The 11458-nt window shown below is 63.0% G+C and carries 8 protein-coding genes; 2 read left to right on the top strand and 6 right to left on the bottom strand.

Annotation, left to right across the window (positions count from 1 at the left end; all coding sequences use genetic code 11):
* The first annotated feature begins 19 nt into the window (after nt 1-19).
* Together VF629_RS01790 and VF629_RS01785 are read left to right on the top strand one after the other, a co-directional pair.
* Nucleotides 20-1654: an MFS transporter gene (locus VF629_RS01790; protein ID WP_331056728.1), complete on the top strand. Its 1635-nt coding sequence runs from the start codon at nt 20-22 to the stop codon at nt 1652-1654.
* A 115-nt stretch (nt 1655-1769) separates the two neighbouring features.
* Nucleotides 1770-2903, top strand: a complete 1134-nt coding sequence (locus tag VF629_RS01785) for a glycosyltransferase (RefSeq protein ID WP_331056727.1) — start codon at nt 1770-1772, stop codon at nt 2901-2903.
* 68 nt (nt 2904-2971) lie between these two features.
* Here VF629_RS01785 and VF629_RS01780 read toward each other — a convergent pair whose 3' ends face one another.
* The 6 genes from VF629_RS01780 to thrA form a co-directional block, all read right to left on the bottom strand.
* A complete protein-coding gene (locus VF629_RS01780) occupies nt 2972-4267 on the bottom strand; it encodes an NAD(P)/FAD-dependent oxidoreductase (RefSeq protein ID WP_331056726.1) in 1296 nt (431 codons plus the stop codon).
* Nucleotides 4268-4275: 8 nt separating this feature from the next.
* Nucleotides 4276-5463 (bottom strand): hypothetical protein, encoded by a 1188-nt coding sequence (locus tag VF629_RS01775; RefSeq protein WP_331056725.1) that lies wholly within the window; start codon nt 5461-5463, stop codon nt 4276-4278.
* A gap of 71 nt (nt 5464-5534) precedes the next feature.
* Nucleotides 5535-6239, bottom strand: a complete 705-nt coding sequence (locus tag VF629_RS01770; RefSeq protein WP_331056724.1) for a c-type heme family protein — start codon at nt 6237-6239, stop codon at nt 5535-5537.
* Nucleotides 6240-6318: 79 nt separating this feature from the next.
* A complete protein-coding gene (gene thrC, locus VF629_RS01765) occupies nt 6319-7614 on the bottom strand; it encodes a threonine synthase (RefSeq protein WP_331056723.1) in 1296 nt (431 codons plus the stop codon).
* Nucleotides 7615-7748: 134 nt separating this feature from the next.
* The gene (locus tag VF629_RS01760; protein ID WP_331056722.1) at nt 7749-8675 is read right to left on the bottom strand and encodes a homoserine kinase; all 927 of its coding nucleotides are present in this window, start codon (nt 8673-8675) and stop codon (nt 7749-7751) included.
* A gap of 91 nt (nt 8676-8766) precedes the next feature.
* Nucleotides 8767-11214: a bifunctional aspartate kinase/homoserine dehydrogenase I gene (gene thrA, locus VF629_RS01755; protein ID WP_331056721.1), complete on the bottom strand. Its 2448-nt coding sequence runs from the start codon at nt 11212-11214 to the stop codon at nt 8767-8769.
* Nucleotides 11215-11458 lie beyond the last annotated feature (244 nt).

The raw sequence follows: 11458 nt of genomic DNA, 5'->3' as shown, positions 1-11458 counted from the left end.
CCCTTTTCCCGCTTTCCCCATGGCTGCTCCCACCGCCGCACCCTCCGCCAGCACGCGCGCCAAGCCGCGCCTGAGCTTCTGGCAAATCTGGAACATGAGCTTCGGCTTCATGGGCATTCAGTTCGGCTTCGAGCTGCAGAACAACAACATCAGCCGCATATTTGAAACGCTGGGGGCCAACAAGGACGACATTCCCATTCTGTGGATTGCGGCGCCGCTGACGGGCTTGGTGGTGCAGCCCATCATTGGCTATTTCTCCGACCGCACGTGGCACCCGTACTGGGGCCGGCGGCGCCCGTTCTTTCTGGTGGGGGCCATCCTGGCCACGCTGGCCCTGCTGGTCATGCCCAACTCCTCGGCCCTGTGGATGGCGGGCAGCATGCTCTGGATTCTCGACGCCAGCATCAACATCAGCATGGAGCCGTTTCGGGCGTTTGTGGGCGACAAGCTGCCCAGCGAGCAGCGCACGGCCGGCTTTGCCATGCAGAGCTTCTTCATCGGGGTGGGCTCCGTGATTGCGGCGCTGCTGCCCTGGATGTTCACCAACTGGTTTCACTTCAGCAACACGGCCCCGAGCGGCGAAATCCCGCCTTCGGTGAAATGGTCGTTTTACCTCGGGGCCGCGGCCTTCTTGCTGGCCGTGATGTACACGGTGTTCACCAGTTCGGAAACGCCGCCCGAAGACATGGAGGAATTCCGCCGCGAAAACGCGCAGGTCGGCATTTGGGACGGCATCAAGGAATCCTTCATGGGCATTTTCCGGATGCCCACGGCCATGCGCCAGCTGGCTTTGGTGCAGTTTTTCACGTGGTTCGCGCTGTTTTCGATGTGGATTTACGCCACCAACGCCGTCACCAGCAACATCTACAACATGAAGGTCGACACGGCCTTTTTCGCCCGCATCAGCGACTTTGTGGACAGCCGCGCCCAGCAGCCCTCCAACACCGAGAAGGAAGCCAAGGAGCTGAAGGCCTTGCAGCAAGACACCAAGGAAATCAAGCAGTTCCAAGCCGACAACCCCAACAAGATTCTCACCGTCAACTTAGCCAACTACTACTCGAGCAAGGGGGACGTGACGCCAGAAGAAAAAGCCATACTAGAGCGCGTGAAGAAGCAGTACAACGACGGCGCCGACTGGCTGAGCCTGACGTCGTCGGTGCGCAACGGCGTGGCGGCGCTATTTGCCTTCATCATCCCGATGATTGCCGCGCGGACCAGTCGCCGCAAAACCCACATGCTCTGCCTGCTCATTGGCGGCCTGGGCCTGCTTTCGCTCCAAGTCATCACCAACCCAGTCTTCATCATCGTGTCCATGGCCATGGTGGGCATTGCCTGGGCCAGCATCCTGTCGATGCCTTATGCCATCCTAGCGGGCTCGCTGCCGGCCAACCGCATGGGGTACTACATGGGGGTGTTCAACTTCTTCATCGTCATTCCGCAGATTGTGGCGGCTACCATCCTGGGTTTCTGCACCATGCATTTCTTCCAAGGCAATACCTTGCACACCATTGCCCTGGGCGGCGCCTCCATGGTGCTGGCCGGCCTGCTCACGCTGCGAGTGAACGATGCCGACGACGACAACCGCCTGCCGCTGGAAGAGCCCGCGGCCACGCTGGGCTACAACACGCTGGGCCAAGCCAACCCCGAAGTGTAATCTGGGTATTTAACCCTGCGTATTTCCACCGGTTTTTGGGGTAAAACCCGCATTTACCCCGGCAACAGCCGCCCGCCTCCTTTGCGTATTCTGGAAGACACTTTTCCGGTTTTGCATGGTGCTGGCGGCTGTTTTCTTTGGGGTCTTCTTTTCTATTTGCCTGGCTTGTCTGCTCCTGCTGCTGCGCCGGCCGTCGCGACGGCAGCGGGGCCGGGTGCCACGCCCGCGGGTGAGCATCCTGGTGGCGGCCCGCAACGAGGAGGCCGACATTGGCCGGTGCCTGCGCTCGCTGGCGGCCCTCAACTACCCCGCCGGGCGCCTGGAAATCATCATCGCCGACGACGGTTCCACGGATAACACGGCGGGCGTCGTGGCCGATTTTATCCGCGACAAGCCCCAATTTCGACTGCTTTCGGTGACGCACCGGCTCGGCTCGGCCCGCGGCAAGGGCAACGCCCTGGCCCACCTCTGCCGCGCCGCTACCACCGACTATTTCCTGTTTACGGACGCCGACATGACCGTCTCGCCCGATTGGGTGACGGCCATGGTGGGAGCAGTCACGCCCGAAGTGGGCGTGGTCACGGGCATCACCACGGCCGAAGGCAACCTCTTTGGCCGCCTCCAAGGCCTCGATTGGCTCTTCGGGCTGAACCTGATTCGGATACTGGCCGACCGCGGCCTGCCCGCCTCGGCCGTGGGCAACAACATGCTGGTGACGCGCGCCGCCTACGAGAGCACGGGCGGCTTCGAGAGCTTCGACTTCACCGTGAGCGACGACCTGCAACTGTTTCAGGCCGTGACGGCGAAGGGCTACGGCTTCCGCAACCTGTGCGAGCCGCAGGCGCTGGGCGTGTCCATGCCCCAGCCCACGGTGCGCGCCCTGCTGCTGCAGCGCAAGCGGTGGATGAACGGCGCCACCTCGCTGCCCTGGTACCTCACGGGCCTTTTTGGGATATACGGGGCGTTCTACGTGGTTCTGTTTTGGCCAGGGTTCCTGACGGACCAGTGGGTGGCGGCCCTGTATCTGCTCAAAATCGGTTTGCAAACGCTGTTTTTGCTGATAACACTCCGGCAGGCCGGCCACCGCGAAAACCTGGGCGTGCTGCTGCTCTACGAGTTCTACCTCTGCATCATGTCGCTGGCCGTGCTGGCTTACACGCTGTGGCCAAGCCACATTGTGTGGAAGCAGCGGCGCTACACCTGGGCCGAAGCCCAAGAAGCCGTTCGGGTTGATTCCGTGGGCCGCTGAGACGGTGTGGAGACGCAGCGCGTTGCGTCTCCACACCGTTATCAAGGTTTTTGTCGGCAAAAAAGCGTTTAAGCCAGCAGCGCTTCGGCCACTTCGCGGCCTGTGGCCAGCGCGGCATTCAGCGACGGGTAGGCCGCCCAGTCCCCACAGCGGTACAGGCCGTCGGCCAGCTTCAAGGGCTGGCGCACGGGCTGCCCGGCCAGGTACACGGGCAAGGCGGCCGCAATGCGGTAGCTCCGCAAGTGCTGCCACTGCCGGGCCGCGGGCCCATACCACGCCGCCAGCTCTTCGCGCAGCCCGGTCACAATCTCGGCTTCGCTGAGGCTGCGCTCGCCGTGGGTGCTGACCGACACCAGGGCTCGGCCGGCCGGCGCGTAGGCCCCGCTCACGTCCGAGGGGAAGGACAGGTTGTGCGCCAGGGCGCCGGAGCAGGCGTTCAGGCGCAGCAGCTTGTCGTTGCGGCCGGGCGAGTGGCCGCCCTCGGTGGCAAAGTAGGTGCAGGTGGTGAGGCGGGCGGCGGTGTGGAAACTGGCCGCCTGGGTGCTGGCGCTGTCGTCGGGGTTGCCGCTGCGGCCGGCCAGGAGGCGCAGCGCAGCCAGCCCGTCGGTGGCCAACACCACGGCCGAAGCCTCTAGCACCTGGCCCGACACGAGGCGCACCTGGGTGCCGTCCACAATGCCCGCCACGGGCGTGCTCAGGCGAATGCTGCCCTCGGGCAGGCGCGCGGCCAGCTGCTCCGGCAGCTGCTGAATGCCCAGGGCCGGAATGGCGGCTTCGCCGGTCACGAATTGCTGGAAAATGAATTCGAAGAAATTGCTGGCCGTGCTCAGGTCGCGGTCCAGATACACACCGCCGAAAAACGGCCGGAAGAACGAGTCTATCATGCGCTCGCTCCAGCCGTAGCGCCGCAGAAACGTGAGGGTGTCGGTGGCGGGCCGGGCCAGCAGCTCCTCGGGCGTGTACTTGAGCACGTGGCGCACCAAGCTCACAATGCGCAGCTTATCGGTGAGGGAGCCAATGGGCGAGGACAGGGCCGAGAACGCCGACAAAGGCTGCTGCAACGGGTTGACCAGTGTCGTCTCCTGCCCATTTTCCAACCGGATGACGGCCCCGGAGCGAAAGGCCTTGAGGTTGAGCGCGCCGTAGTCGAAAATGCGGCGGGCTTCGGGATAATTAGTTTGCAGCACCTGAAAGCCGCGGTCGAGCCGAAAGCCTTCGGGCGTGACGTCGGTGCGTACGCGGCCGCCTACGGCGCTGGCCGAATCTAGCACCACCACCGACCGGCCGGCCCGGTGCAGCCAAGTGGCGCAGGCCAAGCCCGCCATGCCCGCGCCGATGATGATAATGGGCTTTTGAACTGGCATAAGCGGAACTACCTTTTCTTAAAATTCTTGAGAACTTCCATCGGCAGAGGGTAGGCAACTGCCGTCTGCAACTGACATCGTATCTGCGTGCTGTGCATTACGAGCGTAAACTTGGCCTTACCTGGTACTGGAACCCCCACGGCCGTGGCGGGCTGCCAAGCGCCCAAGCTTGGAACAAACGATGCAAACGCCGCCGCTATTACGTTTTCAGACGATGCAAAATTGTGTACTTGGCCTTTGGCATCAATGTCAGCCGTGACCACAACAGCTTGCCCGTCGGTTCGAGGCATTGATTGGGTCAAGTTGTTAAACTCCCTCAACTGGCGAAGTACCTTTTTCTGATAGCTACTCGGGTCCTGCTGGGGTTGTGGTGCCGTTATAACAAGTTTTTCCCCCGCAGTCAGTTCGTAAGAGGAACGTGTTTGTTCTTCACAGGTTTTGCCTAAATGCAGCGGTTCGGCAGCTACGGACGACACGTCAATAGCTGGTTCCAGCGACGGCTTGTTCTTGTACAGCAGCGGCTTATCGTTTTGCTGATTGCCGCCCACGTATTGCTGGCCCTCCATCAGTTGCCCGTCACGAAACTTTTCTACCGTCACCAAATCGTTATTGCGTTGGCTTCGGGCTTCCCAATTGCCTTGTTGGTAGCCGTTGGCCACGCGCCCACCAAAGCGAGCTGGCAAGAACCCGCCCGTGGTTCCTTGCCACGTACCCGCGCCATCCACGACTTCCTGCTTGCCCTCGGGATTCCAGTAAGCCATAATTCGAAGCTGAGGCTGCTCACGGCCCGTCCATTCCAAGGTTTGCTGCGCCTGGCCATTGGGGTACCAGAACTGCCAGGCGCCACTAGGGTTGCCCTGCGCAAATTCACCGCGCACCGCTAATTGATGGTTTTGGTGATACTGCTCGTAAAGGCCATTGCGGAGGCCATCGGGGGAGTAATGCATCTTGCTCAGCAGGGCGTTATCGGCTTGGCGGTAGTCTCGCGCTTCGCCTACAAAAACACCCAAAGCGGCGTCCATGCGGCTTTCGCGGCGGATGGACGCGCAGGCAGGCGGCGTTAGGGCATACTTCTCATCAAAAAACATGTGCACACTGTCGGCCCGTATCACCTTCACGCAGTCGGCCACTTCCAGCGCCTTATCCGAGGTTTGCGCATGGGCCAGAGAAGTTGCGCCGAGCAAGCCAAGCGTCATGCTACATGCCACCAAAGTATGGTAGAGAGAGTAAGGTTGGAACATAGAAAACGTTTTGCGCAAAGCTAGCCTCAGAACAGCTTGGGCATCTTGTGCTCCTTCCACTTTTTGCGGGTTTTCATCGTCCAGAACTCGGCCACGCCGTCGCGGCGCAGGCTGAGCTGCCAGGCGCCCATGGGCTGGCCCAAGCGGTAGCCCGTGGCTTGGTCCTGCGGAAATTGCTTCTTGATAAGGGCGTAATCCGCCGGTGCAATGTCTTTGCCCACTTCGCCGTGGCAGCGCAGGCACAGCGCATTGTTGAGCACAATGGGCCGCTGGTAAAAGAAGACCTCCTGCGATTCGCGCGTCACGGTGCGGGTGGTATCGGTGCGCATGGCGTCGGCGCTCAGTGTCATTTGTTGGGCGGCGTTGCGCGGCCGCTCGCTCACCCGGCGGGCCGTGGCCTTGAAGACGCCCGCCAGCGAATCAACGGCGCGGTAGGTTTCGGGCCGGCAATAGTCCATGGCCTGGGCCACGCCCCCGGCGGCCAGCTCGCGGGCCATCGTCTGGCGCAGCAGCGTGTCGGCGGTGGCCGTGAGGGAGTCGCCCGCCCAGCGCGCGGACTTCAGCAGCTCCTTGGGCATGATGCGCTTCACCTCCCAGTTGGCCGTTTCCGCGCCAATGCGCTTGGTGTCCTTGATGTGCTCAATCTGGTCGGGCCGGCAGGCCGTGGCGCCAAGTGCCAGCGCAAGCAGCCAAAAAAGCGTTTTTCCCGCGCTGGCCATCCCGGCGAGCAAAGAAGGTGGGTGAAAAAGGGTCTTCAAATTTGAGTGTAGCATGCCGTTTATGCAAACCCGGAAAGCGCCGCAGCACGTTCTACATCAGATAGGCTTTGAGTTCTTCGTAGTTAACCGCCAGCGGCACGCTTCGTTTGGCGCGGCCTTGCAAGGCTTGCACCACGGCTGGCAATTCGATGGCATGGCCGAGAATGGGTTCCACCACGTCAGGAAATTTGACGGGATGGGCGGTGGCCAGCAGCAGGCCTTCGGCCTCCGGGTGCTGGGCCTGGTAGCGCCGCAACGCGGTGTAGGCCACGGCGCCGTGCGGGTCCAGGAGGTAGCCGCGCTCGTTCCACACGCTGCGAATGGCCGCCACGGTGTCTTCGTCGCTCACGGTTTCGGCGTGCAGCGCGGCCCGCAGCTTGGTCACGTCGTTGCCAAACAGCTCCAGAATGCGCACAAAGTTGCTGGGGTTGCCCACGTCCATGGCGTTGGAAAACGTGGGCACGGCCGGCCGCGGCGTAAACGTGCCGGTGCGCAGGTAGGCCGGCACGGGCTCGTTGGCGTTGCAGGCGGCAATGAAGTGCCCCAGCGGTAGCCCCGACGCCTGGGCCAGCAGCCCGGCACACAGGTTGCCAAAGTTGCCGCTCGGCACCGCCACCACCGGCGCGGGCGCCTCGGCCGGCCACTGCTGCCAGGCAAAGCAGTAGTACAGCTGCTGCGGCAGCCAGCGCGCCACGTTGATGCTATTGGCCGAAGTAAGAAAGCGCTGCTGGGCCAGCTCACGGTCCTGAAACGCCTGCTTCACCAGCGCCTGGCAGTCATCGAACGTGCCGTTTACTTCCAACGCCGTGATGTTTTGGCCCAGCGTGGTGAGCTGCTGCTCTTGCACCGGACTCACCTTGCCTGCGGGGTACAAAATCACCACTTCCACGCCCGGCACGCCTAGGAAGCCGCTGGCCACCGCCCCGCCCGTGTCGCCAGAGGTGGCCACCAGCACGGTCACGGGCGGGGTGTCGCCGCGCTGCGCGAAGTAGCCCAGGCAGCGGCTCATAAACCGCGCGCCCACGTCCTTAAACGCCAGCGTAGGCCCGTGGAACAGCTCCAGGGCCGAAACGCCCTCCGCCACCGGCACCAAGGGGAATTCAAAGTCCACGGCCTCGGCGCAAATGCGCTGCAAGTCGGCTTCAGCTATGGCGCTGCCCACATAGGGGCGCATCACGTTCAGAGCTACGGTGGCTTTGCTTAGCGTGCGCAGCTCACGCCGGAAGCCGGGCAAGAACTTCGGGATGGTTTCGGGGAAATACAGGCCGCCGTCTGGCGCCTGCCCGGTGATGGTGGCCTGGCGAAAATCAACCAGCGGGGACTGATGGCGAAGGCTGTAGTATTTCATTTGAAGAGAACATCTTGCCTCCGCGGACCTCAGCGCAACCACTGCGGACCTCTGCGAGAAAACCGGTTGAGCGCAGTTGCTCGCGGAGGTCCGCAGTGGTTGCGCTGAGGTCCGCGGAGTGAAATGATAGGAAATTATAATTCGTGTATTACTCGCGCGCCTTCCGTGCCCACCGGCCCTACGTACACATTAAACGCAATGCCCAACTCTGTGAACACGCTGCCCATGGCGTCGCCCACGGCTTGCGCCGTCGCCTCGGTTTTGTTCAGCATGAAAATGGACGGGCCCGAACCGGAAATACCGCCGCCAATGGCGCCCGCCGCCAGGGCCCGCACCCGGGCTTCGGCCAAGCCGGGGATGAGCGGCAGGCGCGCGGGCTCCACGATGTAGTCGTCCAACGAGCGACCAATTAACTCATAATCAGCAGTAGTAAAGCCGGCCACTAGCCCGGCCACGTTGGCCCACTGGCGCACCGCTAGCCCCAGCGGCACCGCCGTGGGCAGCACTTTGCGGGCGTCGCTGGTTTTCACTTCAATCTGGGGGTGCACCACGGCCACCCACAGCGGCGGGGCAGCCAGGGCCACGATGTCCAGCGTCGGTTCAAGAGCCCGCACCAGCGTGAAGCCGCCAAACATAGCCGGCGCAATGTTGTCGGCATGGCGGGCACCTGAGGCCACGGCCTCGCCCTCCATGGCAAAATCGACCAGCTGCATTTTACTGAACCGGTGTCCCAACAAGGCATTGGCGGCCACTACCGCGCCCACAGCGCTAGCTGCGCTGCTGCCCACCCCACTACCTGGTTTAATGCCTTTGGTGATTTCCACGTCGAAACCTATTTGCTCCGGCACCTGGCGTAGCAGCGCCTGCAAGGCAACGCCGGCTACGTTGTGAGCTGGGTCGGTGGGCAGGTTGTAGGAGTCGAGGTGCTGGATGCGGATGCCGGGCTCATCGGTCCGGTGCAGGCGAATGGCATCGTAGGGAGCTTCAAGGGCTAAGCCCAGCACATCGAAGCCGCAGCCAAGGTTGGAAAGCGTGGCAGGAGAATGAACAAGAACAGTCATCAATGAAGAATGAGGAATGAAGAATGAGGAATTGTTACCGATGAATCAGGCGAAGCAATTCTTCATTCCTCATTCTTCCTTCCTCATTGGCTCACAGCCTTGCGGCGCGAACAATGTCGGCAAATACGCCGGAGGCGGTGACTTCGGCCCCGGCGCCGGCGCCTTTCACTACGAGCGGCTGCTCCACGTAGCGGTCGGTGTAGAAGAGCACCACGTTGTCCTTGCCCCGCAGGTCGTACACGTCGTGGCCCGGCGCCACCGCTTGCAGGCCCACGGCGGCGCGGCCGTCGGCGTAGCGCGCCACAAATTTGAGGCGCTTGCCGGCCGTTTGCGCCGCGTCGTAGAGGGCCCGGAAATGGGGTTCGTGCGCGGCCATCTGGGCGTAGAAAGCTTCCACGTCGCCTTCCATGCACGCTGGTGGCAGGAAGCCTTCGATGGTGATGTCGCTCATTTCCATTACCTGGCCGGCTTCGCGGGCCAGAATGAGGATTTTGCGGGCCACGTCGCTGCCGCTCAGGTCGAGGCGCGGGTCGGGCTCGGTGTAGCCTTCGTCCTGGGCCTGGCGCACCACTTCGGCAAAGGGCCGGCTGCCGTCGTAGTTGTTGAACACGAAATTGAGCGTGCCGGAGAGCACGGCCTCCATGCGCCGCACCACGTCGCCGCTGCGCGTGAGGTCGTTGAGCGTGCCGATGACGGGCAGGCCGGCGCCCACGTTGGTTTCGAACAGGAAGCTGGCGTTGAATTCCTTGGAGAGGCTTTTCAGGCGGGCGTAGCTGGCGTAATCGGCGGAAGCAGCCACCTTGTTGCAAGCCACCACGGCAATGCTTTTCTCCAGCAAACCGGGGTAGCAGCTCGCCGCGGCGGGGTTGGCCGTCACGTCCACAAAAATGGAATTGCGCAGGTTGCGGTCGATGATAAGCTTGGTGAATTCCTCCAGCGACTGCGCCGGCGCTTCGGCCAGCGCTTCGGGCCAGGCCGTGAGGTCGAGGCCGGCTTCGTTCACCAGGCAGTGGCGGCTGTTGGCAATGGCCACCACGCGCACCTGCAGGCCCAGCTTTTCGAGCAGGTGCTGCTGCTGCTGCGCCAGTTGCCCCAGCAGCTTGCTGCCCACGTTGCCCGGCCCCAGAATAAACAGGTTGACCTGCTTCTTGGTGGCCTCGAAGAAGGCTTCGTGCAGCACGTTGATGGCCTTGCGCACGTCTTCGGCCCGAATGACGGTCGAGATGTTTTTCTCCGAAGCGCCCTGCGCAATGGCCCGAATGTTGACGCCGTTTTGGCCCAGCGCGCCGAATAGCTTGCCGCTGATGCCAGGGTGGTCCTTCATGTTGTCGCCCACCAGCGCCACAATGGCCAGGCCCCGCTCGGGCCGCAACGGCTCGATACGGCCGGCCGCAATTTCTACGGCAAACTCCTCGTCCACGGCCACCTGGGCCGGCTCGGTGTCCTGCGCGTTCACGCCCACGCAAATGGAGTGTTCCGACGAGCTTTGGGTGATGAGCACCACGTTGATGCGCTCGCGGGCCAGGGCCGCAAACAGCCGCATGGAGAAGCCCGGAATGCCCACCATGCCGCTGCCTTCCAGGTTGAGCAAGGTCAGGTTGCCGATGCTGGAAATGCCCTGAATGACGGCTGGCGCGCGGGGCGGCTCCACTTCCACCAGCGTGCCGTAGTCGTCGGGCGCGAAGGTGTTTTTAATCCAGAGCGGAATGCCTTGCCGCATCACCGGCTGAATGGTGGGCGGGTAGAGCACCTTGGCGCCGAAGTGCGACAGCTCCATGGCCTCGTGGTACGAAATGCGCGCAATGGGCCGGGCGTTGCGCACCAGGCGCGGGTCGGCGGTCATCATGCCGCTCACGTCGGTCCAGATTTCCAGCTTGTCGGCGTTGAGGGCCGCGGCCAACAGGGCGGCGGTGTAGTCGGAGCCGCCGCGGCCGAGCGTGGTGGCCGTGCCGTGGGCGTCGGCCGCAATGAAGCCAGGCACAACCCAGATACGGGCCGAAGTGCTGGCCTTGAAATCAGCTACGCACCTTTCAGTGGCGGCCACGTTCACTTCAGCCATGCCGAAGCGGGAATTGGTCTGGATAAGCTGCCGGGCATCGGCCCACTCCGCATCTAATCCTTGGGCTTGGGCCGCGGCCGCAATCAGGCGCGACGACAGCAACTCGCCGTAGCTCATCAACTTGTCGAGGGTGCGGTTCGACAATTCACCCAGGGCAAAAATGCCGTTGCACAGGTGCCGCAGCTCCTCAAACTGCGCTTGAATCAGGGCCACGGCGGTGGGCTGACCGCCGGCATTGTCCAGCAAGTGCTGGGCGGCGGCTACGTGCCGTTGCTCCAGCTGCTGCAGCGCCTCGCGGTAGGTCTCGTCGGCTTGCGCGGCAATGCGGCCGGCGCCAATCAACGCATCCGTGGTGCCGCCGAGAGCGGACACGACCATTACCACCGGGCCGTGTTCCGCGGCAGCGGCCACAATGGCGATGGATTTCTGAATGTTCTCGGCGGAGGCCACGGAGGTGCCCCCAAACTTCAATACTTGCATAAGCGGGATGTCGCTTTGAGAATTGCGCCCGCTCCGGCCGCAGCACCCAAGCCCACAGCCGGCCTAAACCAACCGCTACCCAACTGGCCTCGGAGCGCCGAAGGAGCGCAAAAACAGGTTGCCCGGGCCAGAAACGTTGCTGAAACCCCTGTCCGCGACCCCTCCCCCTTCCGGGCGAGGCGGTACAGACCCGCGCAATGTACTGCTTGGCCGTGCAAGTTGTACATCGCCGGTATGCCTTTGG

The sequence above is a fragment of the Hymenobacter sp. genome (assembly GCF_036388155.1).
In the GTDB taxonomy this organism is placed as follows: Bacteria; Bacteroidota; Bacteroidia; order Cytophagales; family Hymenobacteraceae; genus Hymenobacter.
Note: the sequence above shows the minus strand (reverse complement) of the source record. Positions and strands in the feature narration are given on the sequence as shown.

Excerpts from the sequence above, each read along its gene's own strand:
- VF629_RS01790 (WP_331056728.1), top strand. The coding sequence starts at position 20 with ATGGCTGCTCCCACCGCCGCACCCTCCGCCAGCACGCGCGCCAAGCCG.
- VF629_RS01785 (WP_331056727.1), top strand. The coding sequence starts at position 1,770 with ATGGTGCTGGCGGCTGTTTTCTTTGGGGTCTTCTTTTCTATTTGCCTG.
- VF629_RS01780 (WP_331056726.1), bottom strand. The coding sequence starts at position 4,267 with ATGCCAGTTCAAAAGCCCATTATCATCATCGGCGCGGGCATGGCGGGC.
- VF629_RS01775 (WP_331056725.1), bottom strand. The coding sequence starts at position 5,463 with ATGACGCTTGGCTTGCTCGGCGCAACTTCTCTGGCCCATGCGCAAACC.
- thrC (WP_331056723.1), bottom strand. The coding sequence starts at position 7,614 with ATGAAATACTACAGCCTTCGCCATCAGTCCCCGCTGGTTGATTTTCGC.
- VF629_RS01760 (WP_331056722.1), bottom strand. The coding sequence starts at position 8,675 with ATGACTGTTCTTGTTCATTCTCCTGCCACGCTTTCCAACCTTGGCTGC.
- thrA (WP_331056721.1), bottom strand. The coding sequence starts at position 11,214 with ATGCAAGTATTGAAGTTTGGGGGCACCTCCGTGGCCTCCGCCGAGAAC.